This window comes from Sphingomonas immobilis, from assembly GCF_030580995.1.
Taxonomy (GTDB): domain Bacteria; phylum Pseudomonadota; class Alphaproteobacteria; order Sphingomonadales; family Sphingomonadaceae; genus Sphingomonas; species Sphingomonas immobilis.
Genome location: NZ_JAUQSZ010000005.1, coordinates 19,985 through 42,092 on the forward strand (window position 1 = coordinate 19,985; position 22,108 = coordinate 42,092).

Here is a 22,108-nt window from a genome sequence, read left to right on the forward strand (position 1 = left end):
GTGGGTGCGCCGGGTTTGCCGTCGCTTAATTTCCCGCCGAGACGGGGAATGGAATTACCGGGAGCGCCCAAAGGCCCTCCCCTGCCCGTCGCTCTCATGCGCCGGTCTCCCATGCCCCATCGCTGGACAGCCCCGGGGGTTCGCGTTCGCGCGGCTTTCGGACTTGAAGCCGGCTCGCCGTTTACGGCGGGCCAAACGTGGAGAATGGCATGGATCGTGCTCAAAAGACCGAGCTCGTCGCCGACCTGAACCGCACCTTTAACGAGGTGAACGTGGTTGTGGTTACCCGCAACCTCGGCATGACCGTTGCCCAGTCGACCAAGCTGCGCAACGCGATGCGGGACGCCGGCGCGACCTACAAGGTCTCGAAGAACAAGCTTGCCAAGATCGCGCTCGACGGCACCGACTATCTCTCGCTGGGCGACATGCTCACCGGGCCGGTCGGTCTCGCCACTTCCATCGATCCCGTCGCGGCCGCCAAGGTGGCCGTCGATTTCGCGAAGACGAACGACAAGTTCGAAATCGTCGGTGGGGCGATGGGCGCGACCGTCCTCGACGTCGATGGCGTCAAGGCACTCGCGACGATGCCGTCGCTGGATGAACTGCGTGCCAAGATCGTCGGCCTCATCGTTGCCCCGGCAACGAAGCTGGCGACCATCACGCAGGCTCCCGCGGCCCAGCTCGCGCGCGTGCTCAGCGCCTACGCCGAGAAGGACAAGGAAGCCGCCTGATCGCAGGCGTTTTCGAGATCATTTTGACCTGAACAGACCGGGGCATGGCCCCCAGATGGAGAATACACATGGCAGACCTGAACGCGCTGGTTGACCAGCTGAGCGAACTGACCGTCCTCGAAGCAGCCGAGCTGTCGAAGCTGCTCGAAGAGAAGTGGGGCGTTTCGGCAGCAGCAGCTGTCGCAGCCGCTCCGGCCGCTGGTGGCGGCGGCGCCGCTGCTCCGGCAGCCGAAGAGAAGACCGAATTCGACGTCATCCTGACGGGCGACGGCGGCAAGAAGATCAACGTCATCAAGGAAGTCCGCGCGATCACGCAGCTCGGCCTGACCGAAGCCAAGACGCTGGTCGAGTCGGCTCCCAAGGCCGTCAAGGAAGGCGTCTCGAAGGACGAGGCCGAGAAGATCAAGAAGCAGCTGGAAGAAGCCGGCGCGACCGTCGAGATCAAGTAAGCCGCAGTTGGGAAGACGGATTAGCGCGAGCTAATCCGCACCCCAACAAGGCCGGCCGGCGCTGGCTTCAGCCAGCGTCCGACGTCATGGGATTTACTCCCATGACGGCTTGCTCGGAAAGAATAAGGGCGGCTCCGCGAGGGGCCGCCCTTATTCGTGAAACGTCGATTGAGAATCCAGCGCAGCGACCGTAGCATCGTGCGATGACGTCTCCCCAGACAGATCCGCGACCCAGCAAGATAAATTTCTGGTTGTGCCTCGCAATCGGCCTGTTTGGGGCTTTGAGCAGCAAAGTGTTCGATCATTTTGTGCCCCACCCCGATCTCGCCACCCGCATTTTCATCGCTGTCGTCGGCGCGGCTGCCGCGACGGCGCTATTGATCTGGGGCATCTGGAAATTCATCCGCGCTTGAACGCCCCGTCACGGGCAAAGCCCGTGACGTCGGACGGGCCTTCGGCCCGCCGGCCGCGCTGGCGACGTGCGCTTTAGCTCGCGCTAAACCGTCTCATCGCTGGCGCGAAACCGGATAGTCCATCACCTTCACCTCGCCCCACATCCGGGGCACGCCGTTCAGGCGGAACGCGCCGAGCTTGGCCCCCTGCCCGCGATCCAGGCCGATCACGAACGACGCCGCATCCTGGCCATCACCACCCTCCCACGAATATTCGCAGTTGAGCGACAGGATCGGCACGAACATCTGCTTCTCGCCGGTGGTGATGCTCGGCATGGATTCGCGCGGGACGGCGGCGGTGCCGTCGAGTTCGACCGTCACGCCGGCGGGGAGATCGAAGGGTTCGACGGTCGGCTGGCCGATCGGGTTGGCGAACAGCCGCGCCAGCATCATGCCGGTCTGGTCGGTCACGCCGATCAGCCGCAGGTCGATGGCGACGGCGAGCGCGGCGGACTCGCCGGTGTTGGTGACGAGGAAGCGGTAATCGACCGCGGCGTTGAGCAGGTTGGTGCCCGCGCGGCGGACCTCGAGACCGATCTTCAGCCGCGCGCGCGGGACGGTCGTGGCGGGGGTCGCGAGCGGCGGCGGCGGTGCCTCGGGAGCGGCCACTGGCGACGGCGCGGGAGCGGCCACCGGCAGCGGTGCGGGCGGTGCCTCCGGCGCGGGCGGAGTCTCGCGCGGGGCGAGCGTGGTCGCGGCCTTGTTGGCGGGCTTGCGCGGTGGCGGCGGGGGTGCGGGCAATGCCTCCGCTTCGAACGCTTCGGGCTCGGCCTCCCCGCGTTTGCGGCGTAGGAGGATGATCGCGAGCAGGATCGCCAACGCGAGAGCGAACGCGGCGATCGATACCCATAGCCACGGAAAAGACGCCGGCGTGGCTGGCGCAGCCGAGGGGGTGACGACCTCGATCGGCGCGCGGGTCGGCGCGGGCGTCGGGCTCGCGGCGGGCGTGGGGGTTGCGGTGGCGGTCGGCGTGGAGGTCGGCGTCGCGCGCGCGGCGGGCGTCGGGGTAGCGCGCGGCGCAGGCGTGGCGCGCGGAGCAGGCGTAGCGCTTGCCGCAGGCGTCGGCGCGGGCGTCGCGCTCGGCGTCGGACGCGGCGCGATCGTCGGCGCGGGCTCGGGCAGCGGCGTGGGGGTCGGGCGCTGGCCGGGCAGAGTGAAGGTGTCGAGGCCGGGGATCGTGCCCGGCGCGGGCGCTTGCGTGTTAGCCTGCGGACTCTGGGCGAACGCGCCGCTTGCTGCCGCCAGCGCCAGCAGCGCTCCCCCTGTTGTCATGCGTTTCACGAAAATCGCCTTAGTGCGTCCCCGATGAACGCCATACGACCGCGCGCGCGGGAAAGACAAGCCGAGCCATTTGCGCGGCAAAAGACCCGCGCCGCCGGGTGGCGACGCGGGCCCAGGCGCACGCCCCGCTAGGGTCAGGCGTGTTCGGGTTCGCCGTAGAGCACGGCGGAAATATCCTCGTGGCGGCCCTTGTCGTCGGTCGGTATCGGGGAAATCCCGTCACGGTCCGACAGGCCGATCGCGAACGAGGCGGCAGTGCGGCCCTCGCTGCCGTCGGGCAGGCGGTAGCGGGCGTCGGCGACGATCACCGGCTGGAAATCGCCCTCGAGCTGCGAGCGCAGGACCGAGAGCGTGGCGTCGAGGCGCGTGCCCTCACCCGGCTCGATGGTGACGCCTTCGTGCGCACCGCGTTCGAGCAGCAGGCGCTCCATCTCGGTCGCGTCGGTGTGACCGGCCGGGAACATGAAGGTCGAGATCTGTACATGCTCGGCGGCGATCGATCCCGAATTGCCCACGGTCAGCTCGATCTCCACCATCGCCTCGTCGGCGTTGGTGCTGGCGCTGATCGGGCGCATCGCGAATTCGAGCCATGGGCGGTTGGCGACGGGAGCGGCGGCATCGGTGAGCGCGGCGACATCGTCGCTTTCCGGCTCGGTCAGTTCGGCCTGGGTCGGCGCGACGGCGACGTCGGTTTCGACCAGCGGCTCGGCAGCGACGGCCACCGGGGCGACGTAGACGGGCTCGGCAACCGGCGTCGCGGCGACGGGCTCGACATAGGCAGGTTCCGCATAGGTCTCTTCATAATAGACTTCTTCGTCGGCACGGCGGCGGCGCAGCGCGAAGAAGGCGGTCAGGCCAAGCACGATCAGGCCGCCGGCGACGAGCCAGGGCCAGAGCGGCGCGGCATCGGTATTGGTGGTCTGCTGAGTAGTGGTCGATTGCGCCGAAGTGTCGGCAGCGGGTTGAGCCGGAGCGGCCACCGGAGCCGCGGCGACAGGTGCTGCGGCGGGCGCGGCGGCTTCGGGGGCAGGTGCCGGTGCGGCAGGCTTCGCGGCGGGTGCGGCGGCGGCGGCCGGAGCGGGACGCTCGGCGCGGACGGTGCGCGTCTCGGTCTGGCGCGTAGCGGTGCGGCGGGCGGCCGGGCGCGCCGGGGCGGCGTCGGCTGCGGCCGTCTCGGTAACCTGCGCGGGGCCGGTCTTGGACGGATCGATCGGCTGCACCACCGGCGACGGCGGCGCGAAGGTCGGCGCGGCGGGTGCCGCGGCCTGTGGTGCCGGGGCTGGAGCGGCCTGCACCGGCGCCGTGGGCGCGGGCTGTGCCACCGTCGGCGTGACGGGCGGCGGCGCGGCTTCCTGCTGCGCAAATGCCGGACCGGAAGCTGTCAGCGCGACAGCCAGAGCGGCGGTTGAAACGAGCGCGGCGAACGCGCGGCGATGCCCGGTTGCGGGCTTGGGGGTGTGTCCTCTCATAACGGGTCTACAATGAAGGGAACCCGGGATTCGGCCCATGATCGGCTCGAAATTGCGGCAGTCCGGTGCTCGTCATCGACCAGCCGAATTAAACCAGTGGTTTGACACGATCCAACACCCCGCCTATATGGCTCTCTTCATCACAGCTTTCGGGAAATGACATGCCGTCGCGCAGCGTGTCGATCGGATTGAGGGTTGTGGTTTCACAAGGACGCTGAAGCTGCTGTTTTCCAGAACACGGAGAACGAGCGGCTTTTTGCGTCTTTATGCGTGCCCGTCCGGGCGAGCCGGACACGAATTTTGACTTGAGGGCAAAAAATCACATGGCGACCAAGGCGATCGAAGGCGGCACCGCAAAGCGCCGCATCCGCAAGGTGTTCGGCAACATCCACGAAGTGGTGCAGATGCCGAACCTGATCGAGGTGCAGCGCGAGAGCTACGAACAGTTCCTCCGCAGCGATCCTTCGATCGGTTATGTCTCGGGCCTCGAAAAGACGCTGCGCTCGGTCTTCCCGATCCGCGACTTCGCCGGCACCGCCGAACTCGACTTCGTCAATTACGAACTCGAGCCCCCCAAGTTCGACACCGACGAGTGCCGCCAGCGCGGCATCACCTATGCCGCGCCGATGCGCGTCACGCTGCGCTTGATCGTGTTCGAGGTGGACGCCGATACCGAGGCGCGTTCGGTCCTCGATATCAAGGAGCAGGACGTCTACATGGGCGACATGCCGCTCATGACGCAGAACGGCACCTTCATCATCAACGGCACCGAGCGCGTGATCGTCTCGCAGATGCACCGTTCGCCGGGCGTGCTGTTCGACCATGACCGCGGCAAGACGCATGCCTCGGGCAAGTATCTCTTCGCGGCGCGCGTGATCCCGTATCGCGGTTCGTGGCTCGATTTCGAGTTCGACGCGAAGGACATCGTCAACGTCCGTATCGATCGCAAGCGCAAGCTGCCGGTGACGGCGCTGCTCTATGCGCTCGGCCTGAACTCGGAAGAGATCCTCAACTACTTCTACAACCGCGTCACCTTCGTGCGCGGCCAGGGCGGCTGGATCATCCCCTTCGCGGCGGAAAACTGGCGCGGCCAGAAGCCGATGTTCGACATCATCGACGCCAAGACCGGCGAGATCGTGTTCGCGAGCGGCCAGAAGATCAGCCCCCGCGCCGCCAACAAGGCGGCCAAGGACGGCCTGACCGACCTGCTGATCCCGACCGAGGAAATCTTCGGCCGCTATTCGGCCTATGACCTCATCAACGAGCAGACCGGCCAGATCTACATCGAGGCGGGCGACGAAGTGTCGGCCGAGAACCTCGAACTGCTCGACAAGGCGGGCATCGACCGGATCGAGCTGCTCGACATCGATCACGTCACGACCGGCCCCTGGATCCGCAACACGCTCAAGGCCGACAAGGCCGAGGAGCGCGAGCAGGCGCTGTCCGACATCTACCGCGTCATGCGCCCCGGCGAGCCGCCCACGCTCGAAACCGCGGAGTCGCTGTTCAGCGGCCTGTTCTTCGATCCCGATCGCTACGATCTGAGCGCGGTCGGCCGCGTGAAGCTCAACATGCGCCTCGAGCTCGACGCCGAGGACACGGTCACGACGCTGCGCACCGAGGATATCCTCGCCGTCGTCAAGACGCTGGTCGACCTGAAGGACGGCAAGGGCGAGATCGACGATATCGACAACCTCGGCAACCGCCGCGTGCGCTCGGTCGGCGAGCTGCTCGAGAACCAGTACCGCGTCGGCCTGCTCCGCATGGAGCGCGCCGTGAAGGAGCGCATGTCGTCGGTCGACGTCTCGACCGTCATGCCGAATGACCTGATCAACGCGAAGCCGGCGGTCGCCGCGGTGCGCGAGTTCTTCGGCTCGTCGCAGCTCTCGCAGTTCATGGATCAGACCAACCCGCTCTCCGAAGTGACGCACAAGCGTCGCGTCTCGGCGCTCGGGCCGGGCGGCCTCACGCGTGAGCGCGCGGGCTTCGAAGTCCGCGACGTCCACCCGACGCACTATGGCCGCATCTGCCCGATCGAGACGCCGGAAGGCCCGAACATCGGCCTGATCAACTCGCTCGCCTCGTTCAGCCGCGTCAACAAGTACGGCTTCATCGAGACGCCGTACCGCAAGGTCGTCGATCACAAGGTGACGGACGACGTCGTCTATCTGTCGGCGATGGAAGAGGCCAAGCACACGATCGCGCAGGCCAACGCCGATCTGACCACCGACGGTTCGTTCACCGAGGAGCTGGTCTCGTCGCGTCAGGCGGGCGAATTCCTGATGGCGATCCCCAACAACATCACGCTGATGGACGTTTCGCCCAAGCAGCTGGTGTCGGTCGCGGCCTCGCTCATCCCGTTCCTGGAAAACGACGACGCCAACCGCGCGCTGATGGGATCGAACATGCAGCGTCAGGCCGTGCCGCTGGTGCGCGCCGAGGCGCCGTTCGTCGGCACCGGCATGGAAGAGACGGTCGCGCGTGACTCGGGTGCCGCGATTGCCGCCAAGCGTTCGGGCATCGTCGATCAGGTCGATGCGACCCGTATCGTCATCCGCGCGACGGGTGAGGTCGAGGCCGGCCAGTCGGGCGTCGACATCTACACGCTGATGAAGTTCCAGCGTTCGAACCAGAACACCTGCATCAACCAGCGTCCGCTGGTGAAGGTGGGTGAGGTCGTGAACGTGGGCGACGTGATCGCCGACGGTCCCTCGACCGAGTTCGGCGAGCTGGCGCTGGGCCGCAACGCGCTCGTCGCGTTCATGCCCTGGAACGGCTACAACTATGAGGACTCGATCCTCATCTCCGAGCGTATCGTGAAGGACGACGTCTTCACCTCGATCCACATCGAGGAATTCGAAGTCATGGCGCGCGACACCAAGCTCGGGCCGGAGGACATCACCCGCGATATCCCGAACGTCGGCGAGGAGGCGCTGCGCAACCTCGACGAGGCGGGCATCGTCTACATCGGTGCCGAGGTCGAGCCGGGCGATATCCTCGCCGGGAAGATCACGCCGAAGGGCGAAAGCCCGATGACGCCGGAAGAGAAGCTGCTCCGCGCGATCTTCGGCGAGAAGGCGTCGGACGTGCGCGACACGTCGCTGCGCCTGCCGCCGGGCGTCGCCGGCACGGTCGTCGAGGTGCGCGTGTTCAACCGCCACGGCATCGACAAGGACGAGCGCGCGATGGCGATCGAGCGCGAGGAGATCGAGCGCCTGAAGAAGGACTCGGACGACGAGCGTTCGATCCTCAACCGCGCGACCTGGAGCCGCCTCAAGGAGATGCTGCTCGGCCAGACCGCGACCGCGGTGCCGAAGGGCCTCAAGAAGGGTGCGGTCATCGATCAGGATCTGCTCGACAGCGTCGATCGTTACGAGTGGTGGAAGTTCGCCGTCGCCGACGACGCCGTGCAGAGCAATCTGGAAGCGGTGAAGGGCCAGTATGACGAAGCCGCCAAGCTGATCACCGACAAGTTCCACGACCGTCGCGAGAAGCTGGAGCGGGGCGACGAGCTGCCGCCGGGCGTGCTGAAGATGGTCAAGGTCTTCGTCGCGGTGAAGCGCAAGCTGCAGCCGGGCGACAAGATGGCCGGCCGTCACGGCAACAAGGGCGTTATCTCGCGCATTCTGCCGGCGGAGGACATGCCGTTCCTCGCCGACGGTACGCCGGTCGATCTCGTGCTCAACCCGCTGGGCGTGCCGAGCCGCATGAACGTCGGTCAGATCTTCGAGACGCATCTCGGCTGGGCGGCGCGCAACCTCGGCCAGCAGGTCCACCGCGCGCTGGAGGACTGGCGCGAGGCGAACCCGGACGCCAAGGGCGGTGAAATGCCCGACGCGGTCAAGACGCGCCTGCTCGAAGTCTACGGCGATCATTATGCCGACGACATCAAGAGCCGTTCGGCGGAGCAGATCATCGAGCTGGCGCAGAACCTGAAGACGGGCATCCCGTTCGGCACCCCGGTGTTCGACGGTGCGCGTGAGAAGGACGTGTCGGAGATGCTGACGCTGGCGGGCCTCGATACGTCGGGCCAGTCGGACCTGTTCGACGGCCGCACCGGCGACCAGTTCGATCGCAAGGTGACGGTGGGCATCATCTACATGCTCAAGCTGCACCATCTCGTGGACGACAAGATCCACGCGCGTTCGATCGGGCCGTACTCGCTCGTCACCCAGCAGCCGCTGGGCGGCAAGGCGCAGTTCGGCGGACAGCGCTTCGGCGAGATGGAGGTCTGGGCGCTCCAGGCCTACGGCGCCGCCTACACCTTGCAGGAAATGCTGACGGTGAAGTCGGACGACGTGGTCGGCCGCACCAAGGTCTACGAGGCGATCGTCAAGGGCGACGACACGTTCGAGGCCGGCATTCCCGAGAGCTTCAACGTGCTCGTCAAGGAAATGCGCTCGCTGGGCCTGAACGTCGAGCTGAAGTCGATCGAAGAGTTCGACCCGGACGGCGTCGCGATCGCGGCGGAGTAAGCCACACTATCTCCCCTCCCGCTTGCGGGAGGGGTCGGGGGAGGGCCTGTGGGCCAAGCACCTTCCCGACGCTGACATGCCCTCCCCTAGCCCCTCCCGCACGCGGGAGGGGAATTGGAGCTGAAAATGAACGAACTGACCAACTTCGCAAACCCGGTCGCCAAGCCGGAGACCTTCGACCAGATCCAGATCGGCATCGCCTCGCCGGATCGCATCCGCTCGTGGTCGTTCGGCGAGATCAAGAAGCCCGAGACCATCAACTACCGCACGTTCAAGCCCGAGCGTGACGGCCTGTTCTGCGCGCGCATCTTCGGCCCGATCAAGGATTACGAGTGCCTGTGCGGCAAGTACAAGCGCATGAAGTACAAGGGCATCGTCTGCGAGAAGTGCGGCGTCGAGGTCACCGTCTCGAAGGTCCGGCGTGAGCGCATGGGCCATATCGAGCTGGCAGCACCCGTCGCGCACATCTGGTTCCTGAAGTCGCTGCCCTCGCGCATCGGCCTGCTGCTCGACATGCAGCTCAAGCAGCTCGAGCGCGTGCTGTATTTCGAAGCCTATATCGTCATCGAGCCGGGCATCACCCCGCTCGAAAAGTACCAGCTGATGACCGAGGACGAGCTCCTCGACGCGCAGGACGAGTATGGCGAGGATTCGTTCTCGGCCGGCATCGGCGCGGAAGCGGTGCGCATCATGCTGCAGGATCTCGATCTCGAGGGTGAGCGCAAGGAGCTGCTCGAAGAGCTGGCCGTCACCAAGTCCGAGCTGAAGCCCAAGAAGATCATCAAGCGGCTGAAGGTCGTCGAGAGCTTCATCGATTCGGGCAACCGCCCGGAATGGATGATCCTCGAGGTCGTGCCGGTCATCCCGCCCGAGCTGCGCCCGCTGGTGCCGCTGGACGGCGGCCGCTTCGCGACGTCGGATCTGAACGATCTCTATCGCCGCGTGATCAACCGCAACAACCGCCTCAAGCGCCTGATGGAGCTGCGCGCGCCGGACATCATCGTCCGCAACGAGAAGCGCATGCTGCAGGAAGCGGTTGACGCGCTGTTCGACAATGGCCGCCGCGGCCGCACGATCACCGGCGCCAACAAGCGTCCGCTCAAGTCGCTGTCCGACATGCTCAAGGGCAAGCAGGGCCGCTTCCGCCAGAACCTGCTCGGCAAGCGCGTCGACTATTCGGGCCGTTCGGTCATCGTGACCGGGCCGGAACTCAAGCTGCACCAGTGCGGCCTGCCGAAGAAGATGGCGCTCGAGCTGTTCAAGCCGTTCATCTACGCGCGCCTCGACGCCAAGGGTCTCTCGATGACCCTCAAGCAGGCGAAGAAGTGGGTCGAGAAGGAGCGCAAGGAAGTCTGGGACATCCTCGACGAAGTCATTCGCGAGCACCCGGTCATGCTCAACCGCGCGCCGACGCTCCACCGCCTCGGCATCCAGGCGTTCGAGCCCGTGCTGATCGAAGGCAAGGCGATCCAGCTGCACCCGCTGGTCTGCTCGGCCTTCAACGCCGACTTTGACGGTGACCAGATGGCCGTCCACGTCCCGCTTTCGCTGGAAGCCCAGCTCGAAGCGCGCGTGCTGATGATGTCGACCAACAACATCCTGTCGCCCGCCAACGGCAAGCCGATCATCGTGCCGTCGCAGGACATGGTGCTGGGTCTCTATTACCTGTCGATGCTCAAGGAAGGCGAGCCCGGCGAGGGCATGATGATCTCGGATATGTCCGAGGTCCATCAGGCGATCGAGGCCGGCGCGGTGACGCTCCACACCAAGATCATCAGCCGCGTCCCGCAGACCGACGAGGACGGCAAGCAGTATCTCAAGCGCTATGAGACCACCCCCGGTCGCATGCTGCTCGGCGAGTGCCTGCCCAAATCGTCGAAGGTGCCGTTCGATACCGTCAACCGCCTCCTCACCAAGAAGGACGTGGGCGACGTGATCGACGAGGTCTATCGCCACACCGGCCAGAAGGACACGGTGCTGTTCGCCGACGCGATCATGTCGCTGGGCTTCAAGCACGCCTTCAAGGCCGGCATCTCGTTCGGCAAGGACGACATGATCATCGCGCCCGACAAGGAGAAGCTGGTCGACGAGACGCGCGAGCAGGTGAAGGACTTCGAGCAGCAGTATCAGGACGGTCTGATCACGCAGCAGGAGAAGTACAACAAGGTGATCGACGCCTGGAGCCGTTGCGGCGACCAGGTCGCGAACTCGATGATGAACGAGATCAAGGCGGTCCGTAAGTACGAGGACGGCCCCAACAAGGGCCGCGAGAAGCCGATCAACTCGATCTACATGATGGCGCACTCGGGTGCCCGCGGTTCGCAGGCGCAGATCAAGCAGCTCGCCGGCATGCGCGGCCTGATGGCGAAGCCGTCGGGCGAGATCATCGAGACGCCGATCATCTCTAACTTCAAGGAAGGCCTGACCGTCCTTGAATACTTCAACTCGACCCACGGCGCCCGCAAGGGCCTCGCGGATACGGCGCTCAAGACCGCGAACTCGGGCTACCTCACCCGCCGTCTCGTCGACGTGTCGCAGGATTGCGTCATCATCGAGGACGACTGCGGCACCGAACGGGCGCTGGAAATGCGCGCGATCGTGCAGGGCGGATCGACCATCGCGTCGCTCGGCGAGCGTATCCTGGGCCGCACCACGGCCGAGGACATCATCGACAGCAAGACGGGCGAGATCGTGATCCCGACCGGCACGCTGCTCGACGAGCCAATGGTGGCGAAGATCGAGGCGATCGGCACGCAATCGTGCAAGATCCGTTCGCCGCTGGTCTGCGAGACCAAGATCGGTGTCTGCGGCAAGTGCTACGGGCGCGATCTCGCCCGCGGTACGCCGGTGAACATCGGCGAGGCGGTCGGCGTCATCGCGGCGCAGTCGATCGGCGAGCCGGGCACGCAGCTGACGATGCGTACCTTCCACATCGGCGGCGCGGCGCAGCTCAACGAGCAGTCGAACCTCGAGGCGGTTTCGGACGGCACGATGGAATATCGTGATCTCCGCACCATCACCGATCAGCGCGGCCGCCGCGTGGTGCTGTCGCGTTCGGGCGAGCTGGCGATCGTCGACATGGACGGCCGCGAGCGTGCGGTACACCGCATCCCCTACGGCGCGTACGTGCTGTTCGATGACGGTCACATCGTTTCGAAGGGCGATCGTCTGGCCGAATGGGATCCGTTCACCATGCCGGTGATCACGGAAAATCCCGGCGTCGTGAAATATGTCGATCTGATCGAGGGCAAGACGCTCACCGAGCAGGCCGACGAAGCGACCGGCATCTCGCAGCGCGTCGTCATCGAATATCGCGCCACCACCAAGGCCAAGGAGGATCTGCGTCCGCGCCTGACCCTCACCGGCGAAAGTGCTGAGGAAGCGGGCCGTTACATGCTCGTCCCCGGCGCGACGCTCTCGGTCGAGGATGGTGCGACGGTCTCGGGCGGCGACGTTCTCGCCCGCGTCAGCCGCGAGTCCGCAAAGACCCGCGACATCACGGGCGGTCTGCCGCGCGTGGCCGAGCTGTTCGAGGCGCGCAAGCCGAAGGAAAATGCCATCATCGCCAAGGTTTCCGGCCGCGTGGTGTTCGGCAAGGACTATAAGGCGAAGCGCAAGATCGGCATCCAGCCCGAGGATGGCGGCGAGGTCGTCGAGTATCTGGTGCCCAAGTCGAAGGTCATCGACGTGCAGGAAGGCGATTACGTCAAGCGCGGCGACAACCTCATCGGCGGCAGCCCCGATCCGCACGACATCCTCGAGGTGCTCGGCATCGAGCCGCTGGCGGAATATCTCGTCTCGGAAATCCAGGAGGTCTATCGTCTCCAGGGCGTGAAGATCAACGACAAGCACATCGAGACGATCGTTCGCCAGATGCTGCAGAAGGTCGAGATCACCGACGGCGGGGACACCACGCTGCTGGCCGGCGAGCAGGTCGATCGCGACGAGATGGATGCGATCAACGACAAGCTCGACAAGAACCAGAACCGTGCGCAGGGCAAGCCGATCCTGCTCGGCATCACCAAGGCGTCGCTGCAGACCCGCAGCTTCATCTCGGCGGCGTCGTTCCAGGAGACCACCCGCGTCCTCACCGAGGCGGCGGTCCAGGGCAAGCAGGACACGCTGATCGGCCTGAAAGAGAACGTCATCGTCGGCCGCCTCATCCCGGCGGGTACGGGCGCGGGCATGAACCGCCTGCGCGTCGCCGCCTCGTCGCGTGACGCGGCGCTGCGGGTGTCGCAGCGCAAGATGGCCGAAGTGTCGATCATCGCCCCGGCCTCGGCCGCCGAGGAGCATGCAGCCGAACTCGCGCGCAGCCCGCGCGACGCCGGCGGCACGCACGACGCACTGGCCTCGGTCGAAGTGTCGGGCACCGGCACCGATGCCGACGCCGGGGATTACCTGAACCAGGAGTGATCCTCGGGCTCGGGTGACCGAAGCGAACAAAAGCCGCCGTCCGGGGAAACCCGGGCGGCGGTTTTGTTTTGTCGAGAAGGGCGGATACGCAAAGTCTTAAACCCGACGGCATATCCCCTTTCACCGAAACCGGCGTGGGGCGAAACAGCGTGCAAAGACCGACATCGATCACAGTGTTCGCGCTGCTGTTCGGCTTCTCGACGCTGGTGGCGCTGCTGCTTGCGCTCTACGCCACGCGGACGAGCGATTTCGGTTTCAGAATCGCACCGGACGCGGCGCAGACGCTCGCCGCGCGGATCATGACGATCCGCCTGCTCGGGATCGCCTTCGCCTTGTCACTGATGCTGCTAATATTCTTCGGCAGATCGCGCGCCGCACGCGGGGCGCTCGGCTTGCGCTGGATGCTCGGCCTCGCCACCAGCATCGCCTTCCTGCGCGCCGCCGGCATGATCACGTTGCCGAGCGAGAGCGGCGCGGCGGCGATCACGCTGTCGATAATCCAGTTGAGTGTCGAAGGTCTGGCGATCCTGATCCTCTACGGCGAAGACGCCGCGACGTGGTTCGATCGCCGGCGGGTCTATTGACGAAACGTAGCGCGACGGTGTCAACAATCCTGCGCGCCTGACAGTCATTGCACCTAACCCGTTGATTTACCTCATCCGTTCATGTCGCGATTGTGCTATAGGCGTAAGGCACTCCGCGATATGATGGCCCCCGTGTTCGATCTTTTTCTCACCGCGGCATACGCCCCCTTCACCGTCGCCTTCTTCGTAATGATCGGCATCGGCCTGATCGAAGCGATCGGGCTCGGGCTCGGCAGCCTCGATCTCGACGGTCATGTCGAGATCGGTCATGCCGAGGCACCCGACGTGCTCGGCTGGCTCGGCTTCGGGCGCGGGCTGCCGATCCTGATCTGGCTGACGTCGCTGCTCGGCTGCTTCACCATCGCGGGCGTCGCGCTCCAGCAGCTTGCCGGCCCCTTCCACTGGGGCATCGCGGTGGCGATCGCCCTGCCCGTCGCGCTCGTCGCCAACGCCTTCGCGGCGGGCGGACTCGCGCGCGTCATGCCGAGCTATGAGACGACCGTCATCGGCGTCGAGGATCTGCTGATGCAGCGCGGCACCGTGCTGGAGGGCACTGCAGGGCGCGGCCGCCCCGCCCGCGCGAAGGTGATCGATCAGCACGGCCAGGCGCATTACGTCATGGTCGAGCCGCATGACGATCACACCACCGTCGCGCAGGGCGAAAGCGCCCTGCTCGTCCGGCGCGACGGCCGCACCTTCTACGTCGTGCCCGATACCGACCCGACCCTTCGACCGATCTGAACCCCGCTCCACAGGAGACCCACGTGCCCGCTTCGCTCATCACCATCCTGATCTACGCCGGCATCGTGCTGCTCGCGCTCGTCGTGATCGGCGTGATCCTGACCCGGCTCTATCGCCGCGCGACCAAGGACGTCGCGCTGATCCGCACCGGCTTCGGCGGTGAGAAGGTCGTGCTTAACGGCGGCATCATGGTCATCCCCGTGCTGCACGAACTGATGCAGGTGCGCCTGACGACGGTGAAGCTGGAGGTGTCGCGCCTCAACAAGGACGCGCTGATCACGCTCGACAAGTTGCGCGTCGATGTCGTCGGCCTGTTCCACATCAAGGTGAAGCCCGACGCGGAGTCGATCGCCGCCGCCGCGCAGACGCTCGGCAATTCGGTGAACAGCCCGGATGCGGTGAAGTCGCTGCTCGACGGCAAGCTCGTCTCGGCGCTGCGCTCGGTCGCGGCGACGATGACGATGGAGCATCTCCACGCCAACCGCGCCGACTTCATCCAGAAGGTGCAGGAAGCGCTGATGACCGATCTCGACATGAACGGCTTCCAGCTCGAGTCCGTGTCGATCACCCATTTCGACCAGACGGCGTTCGAACATTTCAACGAAAACAATGCCTTCGACGCCGAGGGCCTCACCGTGCTGACCCGCACGATCGAGGAGCGCAAGAAGATCCGCAACGACATCGTCGCGACCAACCGCGTCGAGATCGAGCAGCGCAACCTCGAGGCGAATAACCAGAGCCTCGAGATCGCGCAGGCGGCCGAACAGGCGCGCCTCACGCAGGAGCAGACGCTTGCGGCGCTGCGCGCACAGCAGGCGACCGCCATCGCCACCGCCGAAGCCGAACAGACCCGCCTCGCCGAGATCGCCCGCATCACCGCCGAACAGGCGCAGACCGTCGCCCAGACCGAAGCCGACAAGGTGACGCAGACCGCGACCATCGCGCGCGACGGCGCCGTGCAGACCGCCTCGATCGAGCGCGATCGCAACATCGAGCTAGCGCGCATCACCACGGCGGTGCAGACCGCGCAGAAATCGGAAGAGGAATCGACCGCCACCGCCGCCGCCAACGAGGCACGTGCGCTCGCCGTCCGCGCCGAGGAAAGCGTCGCCACCGCCAAGGCGACCGAGATCGCGAACCGCAACAAGAACGTCGCGGTGATCGCGGCGACGCAGCGCGCGCAGGAGGAAGCGGTGCAGATCACCGTCGCCGCCACCGCCGAGAAGGAGGCGGCCGAGGCGCGCGCCACCGCGCTGCGCACCGAAGCGGTCGCGCAGGCCGATGCCGAGAAGGCGCGCGCCGAGGGCCGCGCCGCCGCCTTCCAGGTCGACGCGGCGGGCCAGACCGCGCTCAACCAGGCGACCAATATCCTCAGCGATGCGCAGACCGCTCTGCTGGTACGCAAGGCGATGCTGGAAGCGCTGCCCGGCATCATCGCCGCGGCGGGCAAGCCGATCGAGCAGATCGACAAGATCTCGATCCTCGACGCGCGCGGCCTGCACGGCGACGGTGCCGCGGGCGACGCGGCTGGCGGCACCGGCAACCTCGCCGATGCGGCCGTTGCGGCGGCGATGCGCTACCGCGTCGGCGGCCCGCTGATCGATGCGCTGATGGCCGAGCTCGGCATGAACGGCGCGACGATGGGCGGCATGCTCGCCGGTGCCGCCGCACCGACTGTGGCGGTGCCGGTGGTGGCCGAGGTTGTGGAGAAACCGGACTCGGGTGCCTGAGAAGCAAGCGTCACCCCGGCCTTGAGCCGGGGCCCCGCTTCTTCTGTCTCAGGACGTCGCGCCGACGGCAAAGCCGTCGGCCGGGTTCGGCGCTTGCGCCGACCCGCCGGCCGTAAGCGGCGCTGCGCGTCGCGCACCGGCGCCGTCCTCCGGCTACGCCTACGCGACGCGCCTGCGCCGCTTACTCGACCAGCTTCACCAGCCTCCGCTCCACCGGTGCCAGCACCGGCCCGAGCTCATGCCCGCGCTTCACGATCGCGCCGTGCTCGCCGACCAGCGCCCACATGCCCTGCTTGTTCCTGAGCGCCGGGCGTTTCTCGATGCGGAACTCCGGCCGCTCCGCCGTCCGCCGGAAGCACGCGAACACCGCCGCGTCCTTGCCCAGCTCGATCGCATAGTCGCGCCAATGCCCGGCCGCGACCATGCGGCCGTAGAGATCGAGGATGCGCGTGAGTTCGAGCCGGTCGAACCCGATCTGGAGCGGCTGCCCGCCCGCGTTGGGAAAAGGCGTTACCGTCCCCATCAGGCGCGGTTGCGCATGACCTCGTTGTCGGCGAGCAGCGCGTCGAGCCGCTTGCGCATCGTCTCCAGCTCGCAGCGCAGCAGTTCGACCTTCTGCGTCTGCGGATCGAACATCTGGCTGCACGGCGTGCCGTAGGCGAGGAAGGCGGGATCGCGCTCGACCATCGTCGCGCGCGCCGGGATGCCGACCATCACCGCGCCCGCCGCCACGTCGCGCGTGGCGACGGCGTTGGCGCCGATGCGCGCGCCCTTGCCGACCGTGATCGGCCCGAGCACCTGCGCGCCCGAACCGAGGATCGCACCGTCGAGGATGGTCGGATGGCGCTTGCCCGCCACGCCATTGTCGGGGCTGGTGCCGCCCAGCGTCACGCCCTGATAGATCGTCACGCCGTCGCCGATGGTCGCCGTCTCGCCGATCACCACGCCGAAGCCGTGATCGATGAAGAGGTTATGCCCGATCGTCGCGCCGGGGTGGATGTCCACGCCGGTCCACGCCCGCGAAAAGTGATTGATGCAGCGCGCGAGGAAATACAGCTCCGCCTTGAACAGGCGGTGCGCGACGCGGTGCCACGCCACCGCCCACACGCCCGGATAGGTCAGGATCTCGGCACGCGACCGCGGCGCGGGATCGCGCGCCTTGATCGAATCGAGATAGGCGATCAGTCGCCGCATAAAACCGTGTCCCCAAACATCTTTCCGCGCACATAATCGCATATCGGCAACAATTAAAGTACCGGGCGGTAGCGAAGTTCCCTAATTGTAAAACCTAGCTTTTTACTAGGATTTCGGGAACGCGGCGGCTACCAAGCGTTATACTGTCCCCAGCCGAGCGGATGCATGCCCGAATTTCACTTCACCGATATCGAAAGCATCCTCCCCTTCATCGCCGTCGGCTTCCTCGCGCAGCTCATCGACGGCGCGCTCGGCATGGCGTTCGGGCTGATCAATTCCACGCTGCTGGTAAGCGTGCTGGGCGTTCCCCCCGCCCTCGCCTCGGCCAGCGTCCACGCGGTCGAAACCTTCACCACCGCCGCGTCTGGCGCGAGTCACGTCTGGCACCGCAACGTCGACTGGAAGCTGTTCCGGCGGCTGGTGATCCCCGGCATGATCGGCGGCTTCCTCGGCGCGTACGTGCTGAGCAACATCGATGCGGGCGTCGCCAAGCCGTTCGTGATGGCATACCTCGCCGCGATCGGGCTTTACCTCCTCTACCGCGCATGGCGCGGCGCGATCGAGGTGAAGTCGCCGCGCGTCGTCGCGCCGCTCGGGCTGGTCGGCGGCTTCCTCGATGCGGCGGGCGGCGGCGGCTGGGGCCCGGTGGTGACGTCGAACCTGCTCGTCCAGGGCAGCGCCCCGCGCCATACGATCGGCACCGTCAACACCAGCGAGTTCTTCCTGACGACGACGGTCTCGATCGCCTTCATCACGCAGATCGGCTTTGCGGCCTTCACGCTAGCGACGCTCGGCCTGCTGATCGGCGGGCTGGTCGCCGCGCCGCTCGGCGGGCTGCTCGCCAAGCGCGTGCCGACGCGGCCGCTGATGGCGATGGTCGGCACGCTGCTGACGCTGACCAGCGCCTTCACGATCTGGCAGGCGCTGAACAAATAGATCAATCACGCACTATTGATCGATTTCCTCAATCGTACATAACGGAGTTCTGCGTTTCAGGGAATCGCACCCCCTGCCTATATCCGTCCTCGTACCACCCACCCCCTGAAGGAGACTGCCCCATGTCGATCATCGGCAAGACGATCAAACCGTTCACCGCGACCGCGTTCAAGGAAGGCAAATTCGTCGACGTGACCGATGCCGACGTGAAGGGCAAATGGTCGGTATTCTTCTTCTACCCGGCGGATTTCACCTTCGTGTGCCCGACCGAGCTGGAAGATCTCGCCGACATCTACCCGACGCTGCAGAAGATGGGCGTCGAGGTCTATTCGGTCTCCACCGACACGCATTTCAGCCACAAGGCATGGCACGACACCTCGCCCGCCATCGGCAAGATCAACTATTTCATGCTCGGCGATCAGAACCACGTGATCTCGAACAATTTCGACATCCTGCGTGAAGGCGTCGGCCTCGCCGATCGCGGCACCTTCGTCGCCGATCCCGACGGCGTCGTGCAGCTCGTCGAAATCACGCCCGAGGGCGTGGGCCGCAACGCCGCCGAGCTGCTGCGCAAGATCAAGGCCGCGCAATATTGGGCTTCGCACCCCGGCGAGGTCTGCCCGGCGAAGTGGGAAGAGGGCGAGGCCACGCTGGCTCCGTCGCTCGATCTGGTCGGCAAGATCTAACCCAATCCCAGCCCCCTGGGTCGCACGTGGCCGGGGCGGGGAAACTCGCCCCGGCCATTTGTTTTCAAAGGATAGGAACCCACCACCGTTCGCCCTGAGCTTGTCGAGGGGCTGTCCTTCTTCCGCGGAAGAAAGTGCAGGGCTTCGACAAGCTCAGCCCGAACGGGAAAGGGATCATCGCTTTCGCAGGAGTTACCCCCGATGCTCGACGCCAATCTCACCACGCAGTTGAAGGCCTATCTCGGCAACATCCGCGAGCCCATCGAGCTGGTGTCGAGCCTCGGCGACGACGCGAAATCGAAGGAGCTCGGTGAGCTGCTGCACGAGATCGCGGCGCTGTCCGACAAGGTTTCGGTCGCGGCGGGCGACGATGCGCGCAAGCCCAGCTTTCTGATCCGCCGCGTCGGCACCGATATCGCCGTCCGCTTCGCCGGCATCCCGATGGGGCATGAGTTCACCTCGCTCGTCCTCGCGCTCCTCCAGGTTGGCGGGCATCCGTCCAAGGCCGCGCAGGAGGTGATCGAGCAGGTAAAGAACATCGATGGCGACTTCGCCTTCGAAACCTATTTCTCGCTGTCGTGCCAGAACTGCCCGGACGTCGTGCAGGCGCTGAACCTGATGGCCGTCCTCAACCCGCGCATCACCCACACCGCGATCGACGGCGGCCTGTTCAAGGCCGAGGTCGACGCGCGCAAGGTGATGGCCGTCCCCACCGTGTTCCTCAACGGCGAGCCCTTCGCCAGCGGCCGCATGGAACTGGAGCAGATCGTCGCCAAGATCGACACGGCCGCCGAGGCGCGCGCTGCCGAGAAGATCAAGACCAAGGCGCCGTTCGACGTGCTGATCGTCGGCGGCGGCCCGGCCGGCGCGGCGGCGGCGGTCTACACCGCGCGGAAAGGCATCCGCACCGGCATCGCCGCCGAGCGATTCGGCGGGCAGGTGATGGACACGATGGGCATCGAGAATTTCATCTCCGTCCAGTCGACCGAAGGCCCACGGTTCGCGGCCGATCTCGAGCGCCATGTCCGCGATTACGAGGTCGACATCATGAACCTCCAGCGCGCCGAGGGGCTCATCCCGTCGCGCGTGCCCGGCGGCCTGCATGAAGTGAAGCTCGCCAACGGCGTATCGCTCAAGAGCCGCACGCTCATCGTGGCCCCCGGCGCGCGCTGGCGGCAGATGAACGTGCCGGGCGAGGATCAGTACAAGAACAAGGGCGTGGCCTATTGCCCGCACTGCGACGGCCCGCTGTTCAAGGGCAAGCGCGTCGCGGTGATCGGCGGTGGCAATTCGGGCGTCGAGGCGGCGATCGACCTCGCCGGCATCGTCGCGCACGTCACGCTGATCGAATTCGACACCGATCTGCGCGCCGACGCCGTCCTTCAGCGCAAGCTCGCCAGCCTGCCCAACGTCAAGATCATCACCTCGGCGCTCACCACCGAAGTGCTGGGCGACGGCGAGAAGGTCTCGGGCCTGACGTACAAGGACCGCAACCACGACACGCTGCACGAGGTCGAACTGGAGGGCATCTTCGTCCAGATCGGGCTGGTGCCCAACACCGAATGGCTGAAGGACGCGATCGCCCTCACCCCGCGCGGCGAGATCGAGATCGACCATCGCGGCGAGACCTCTCAGCCCGGCATCTTCGCGGCGGGCGACGCCACGACGGTGCCCTACAAGCAGATCGTCATCGCGGCGGGCGACGGCGCGAAGGCGGCGCTGAGCGCGTTCGATTATCTGATCCGGCACGAGCCGGTCGAGGCGGAAGAACTGCAGGCGGCGGAGTGACGTTCAAGCCGTCGCCCCGGCGAAGGCTGGGGCGACGGTCAGGTATGTCCTACACATCGCGATCCGCGCTATGCTCGCGTTTCAATCGCCCGGAACCTCGACTTCGATCGGTGCAATTTCGGAAACAATAGGCCCTGACATTTTCCGTTTAGGTGTCAATCTGTCAAGCGAGGTATAACTCTAAGCATCTGATGGCCGCCACCTACCTCCCTACGCTGAAACAGCTCCAGTATCTCGTGGCGCTGCAGGATCACGGCCATTTCGGCCGCGCGGCAGAAGCGTGTTTCGTCACCCAGTCGACGCTATCCGCCGGCATCCGCGAACTGGAGACGCTGATCGGCGTCGTCCTGGTCGAGCGCACCCGCCGCGTCGTACGCTTCACGCCGCTGGGGGACCGCATCGCCGAAAAGGCGCGCCGTGTATTGCGCGAGGCCGAGGAGCTCGGCGACATGGCGCGCGCTGCCGGGCGGCCGCTGTCGGGCGACATGCGGATGAGCGTGATCCCCACCATCGCGCCCTTCATGCTCCCGCGCATCCTGCCGCGCCTGCGCCGCGACTATCCCGACCTGCGCCTGTTCCTCCGCGAGGAGCCGAGCGCCGCCGCGTGCGAGAGCCTCAATCACGGCCGCACCGATTGCGTGCTGTTCGCCCTGCCCTATGCCTGTGGCGAGGTGACGTCGCAGGTGCTGTTCGAGGACCGGCTGTTCCTCGCCGGGCCCGAGGCCGAGATCGGCACGAGCGGCATCGGTGTTTCGGCGGAGGCGATCGACGAAACCCGGCTGCTGCTGCTCGAGGACGGCCATTGTCTGAAGGACCATGCGCTCGCCGCCTGCAACCGGCCCGAACTGCGCGCCGAGGCGACGATGCTCGGCACGTCGCTGCACACGATCGTGCAGATGGTCGATAACGGCCTGGGGGTGACGATGCTCCCCGAAATGGCGCTGAAGGCGGGAATATTGGAACATACCAGCCTCGTCGCGCGGCCGCTCGATGCGGCCAATCCCGCGCGCAAAATCGCGCTGGCGTGGCGGCGTGCATCGCCCCGCGAACGCGATTTCCAGCTATTGGCGGAGGCGCTGACCCAGGTCCATTGATGACAGCACTGAAACAAAATCGCGGCTGAACCGTATCTCCCTGCGGCGCTCATGGCGTCACGAGACCAAACCGGAGAGAAAC

At 66.1% G+C, this 22,108-nt stretch carries 16 protein-coding genes; 12 read left to right on the plus strand and 4 right to left on the minus strand.

The window, feature by feature from the left end:
• Window positions 1-209 precede the first annotated feature (209 nt).
• The 3 genes from rplJ (at window position 210) to Q5H94_RS08450 (ending at window position 1,593) form a co-directional block, all read left to right on the plus strand.
• Window positions 210-731, plus strand: coding sequence for a 50S ribosomal protein L10 (gene rplJ, locus Q5H94_RS08440; protein ID WP_304561065.1), 522 nt, complete (start codon window positions 210-212; stop codon window positions 729-731).
• Window positions 732-799: 68 nt separating this feature from the next.
• Complete coding sequence (rplL, locus tag Q5H94_RS08445; protein ID WP_304560823.1) at window positions 800-1,180, plus strand: 50S ribosomal protein L7/L12; 381 nt, start codon at window positions 800-802, stop codon at window positions 1,178-1,180.
• Window positions 1,181-1,383: 203 nt separating this feature from the next.
• The gene (locus tag Q5H94_RS08450) at window positions 1,384-1,593 is read left to right on the plus strand and encodes a hypothetical protein (protein ID WP_304560824.1); all 210 of its coding nucleotides are present in this window, start codon (window positions 1,384-1,386) and stop codon (window positions 1,591-1,593) included.
• Between the two features lie 93 nt (window positions 1,594-1,686).
• Here the strand turns inward: Q5H94_RS08450 and Q5H94_RS08455 are convergent, their stop codons facing one another.
• Both Q5H94_RS08455 and Q5H94_RS08460 read right to left on the minus strand, forming a co-directional pair.
• A complete protein-coding gene (locus Q5H94_RS08455; RefSeq protein ID WP_304560825.1) occupies window positions 1,687-2,913 on the minus strand; it encodes a hypothetical protein in 1,227 nt (408 codons plus the stop codon).
• Window positions 2,914-3,047: 134 nt separating this feature from the next.
• Complete coding sequence (locus tag Q5H94_RS08460) at window positions 3,048-4,382, minus strand: hypothetical protein (RefSeq protein WP_304560826.1); 1,335 nt, start codon at window positions 4,380-4,382, stop codon at window positions 3,048-3,050.
• A 323-nt stretch (window positions 4,383-4,705) separates the two neighbouring features.
• Here Q5H94_RS08460 and rpoB point away from each other — a divergent pair, with 323 nt between their 5' ends.
• The 5 genes from rpoB to Q5H94_RS08485 all read left to right on the plus strand — a co-directional run bounded on the left by rpoB (window position 4,706) and on the right by Q5H94_RS08485 (window position 16,328).
• Window positions 4,706-8,857, plus strand: coding sequence for a DNA-directed RNA polymerase subunit beta (rpoB, locus tag Q5H94_RS08465; RefSeq protein WP_304560827.1), 4,152 nt, complete (start codon window positions 4,706-4,708; stop codon window positions 8,855-8,857).
• A 126-nt stretch (window positions 8,858-8,983) separates the two neighbouring features.
• A complete protein-coding gene (rpoC, locus tag Q5H94_RS08470; RefSeq protein ID WP_304560828.1) occupies window positions 8,984-13,273 on the plus strand; it encodes a DNA-directed RNA polymerase subunit beta' in 4,290 nt (1,429 codons plus the stop codon).
• A 149-nt stretch (window positions 13,274-13,422) separates the two neighbouring features.
• On the plus strand, window positions 13,423-13,857 hold the full coding sequence (locus tag Q5H94_RS08475) for a hypothetical protein (RefSeq protein WP_304560829.1): 435 nt from the start codon (window positions 13,423-13,425) through the stop codon (window positions 13,855-13,857).
• A gap of 123 nt (window positions 13,858-13,980) precedes the next feature.
• Window positions 13,981-14,598: an OB-fold-containig protein gene (locus tag Q5H94_RS08480; protein ID WP_341850103.1), complete on the plus strand. Its 618-nt coding sequence runs from the start codon at window positions 13,981-13,983 to the stop codon at window positions 14,596-14,598.
• A gap of 23 nt (window positions 14,599-14,621) precedes the next feature.
• Window positions 14,622-16,328 carry a flotillin family protein gene (locus Q5H94_RS08485; protein ID WP_304560831.1) on the plus strand — a complete coding sequence of 569 codons (1,707 nt, stop codon included), beginning with the start codon at window positions 14,622-14,624 and terminating at the stop codon, window positions 16,326-16,328.
• Between the two features lie 181 nt (window positions 16,329-16,509).
• On the opposite strand, the gene Q5H94_RS08490 is transcribed toward Q5H94_RS08485, so the two are convergent.
• Both Q5H94_RS08490 and epsC read right to left on the minus strand, forming a co-directional pair.
• Window positions 16,510-16,851 (minus strand): DUF2794 domain-containing protein, encoded by a 342-nt coding sequence (locus tag Q5H94_RS08490; protein WP_304560832.1) that lies wholly within the window; start codon window positions 16,849-16,851, stop codon window positions 16,510-16,512.
• Window positions 16,851-17,522, minus strand: coding sequence for a serine O-acetyltransferase EpsC (gene epsC, locus Q5H94_RS08495; protein WP_304560833.1), 672 nt, complete (start codon window positions 17,520-17,522; stop codon window positions 16,851-16,853). The genes Q5H94_RS08490 and epsC overlap by 1 nt, the downstream gene beginning before the upstream one ends.
• Window positions 17,523-17,687: 165 nt before the next feature.
• Between epsC and Q5H94_RS08500 the strand changes: the two genes are divergently transcribed.
• The 4 genes from Q5H94_RS08500 to Q5H94_RS08515 all read left to right on the plus strand — a co-directional run bounded on the left by Q5H94_RS08500 (window position 17,688) and on the right by Q5H94_RS08515 (window position 22,026).
• On the plus strand, window positions 17,688-18,458 hold the full coding sequence (locus Q5H94_RS08500) for a sulfite exporter TauE/SafE family protein (RefSeq protein ID WP_304560834.1): 771 nt from the start codon (window positions 17,688-17,690) through the stop codon (window positions 18,456-18,458).
• A 122-nt stretch (window positions 18,459-18,580) separates the two neighbouring features.
• Window positions 18,581-19,144 (plus strand): alkyl hydroperoxide reductase subunit C, encoded by a 564-nt coding sequence (gene ahpC, locus Q5H94_RS08505; RefSeq protein ID WP_304560835.1) that lies wholly within the window; start codon window positions 18,581-18,583, stop codon window positions 19,142-19,144.
• A 201-nt stretch (window positions 19,145-19,345) separates the two neighbouring features.
• Window positions 19,346-20,932 (plus strand): alkyl hydroperoxide reductase subunit F, encoded by a 1,587-nt coding sequence (ahpF, locus tag Q5H94_RS08510; RefSeq protein ID WP_304560836.1) that lies wholly within the window; start codon window positions 19,346-19,348, stop codon window positions 20,930-20,932.
• A gap of 191 nt (window positions 20,933-21,123) precedes the next feature.
• Window positions 21,124-22,026: a hydrogen peroxide-inducible genes activator gene (locus tag Q5H94_RS08515; protein ID WP_304560837.1), complete on the plus strand. Its 903-nt coding sequence runs from the start codon at window positions 21,124-21,126 to the stop codon at window positions 22,024-22,026.
• Window positions 22,027-22,108: the final 82 nt, after the last annotated feature.

Excerpts from the sequence above, each read along its gene's own strand:
- rpoC (WP_304560828.1), top strand. The coding sequence starts at position 8,984 with ATGAACGAACTGACCAACTTCGCAAACCCGGTCGCCAAGCCGGAGACC.
- ahpC (WP_304560835.1), top strand. The coding sequence starts at position 18,581 with ATGTCGATCATCGGCAAGACGATCAAACCGTTCACCGCGACCGCGTTC.
- Q5H94_RS08480 (WP_341850103.1), top strand. The coding sequence starts at position 13,981 with ATGGCCCCCGTGTTCGATCTTTTTCTCACCGCGGCATACGCCCCCTTC.
- Q5H94_RS08515 (WP_304560837.1), top strand. The coding sequence starts at position 21,124 with ATGGCCGCCACCTACCTCCCTACGCTGAAACAGCTCCAGTATCTCGTG.
- epsC (WP_304560833.1), bottom strand. The coding sequence starts at position 17,522 with ATGCGGCGACTGATCGCCTATCTCGATTCGATCAAGGCGCGCGATCCC.
- Q5H94_RS08460 (WP_304560826.1), bottom strand. The coding sequence starts at position 4,382 with ATGAGAGGACACACCCCCAAGCCCGCAACCGGGCATCGCCGCGCGTTC.
- rplJ (WP_304561065.1), top strand. The coding sequence starts at position 210 with ATGGATCGTGCTCAAAAGACCGAGCTCGTCGCCGACCTGAACCGCACC.
- Q5H94_RS08500 (WP_304560834.1), top strand. The coding sequence starts at position 17,688 with ATGCCCGAATTTCACTTCACCGATATCGAAAGCATCCTCCCCTTCATC.
- rplL (WP_304560823.1), top strand. The coding sequence starts at position 800 with ATGGCAGACCTGAACGCGCTGGTTGACCAGCTGAGCGAACTGACCGTC.
- Q5H94_RS08490 (WP_304560832.1), bottom strand. The coding sequence starts at position 16,851 with ATGGGGACGGTAACGCCTTTTCCCAACGCGGGCGGGCAGCCGCTCCAG.
- rpoB (WP_304560827.1), top strand. The coding sequence starts at position 4,706 with ATGGCGACCAAGGCGATCGAAGGCGGCACCGCAAAGCGCCGCATCCGC.
- ahpF (WP_304560836.1), top strand. The coding sequence starts at position 19,346 with ATGCTCGACGCCAATCTCACCACGCAGTTGAAGGCCTATCTCGGCAAC.
- Q5H94_RS08450 (WP_304560824.1), top strand. The coding sequence starts at position 1,384 with ATGACGTCTCCCCAGACAGATCCGCGACCCAGCAAGATAAATTTCTGG.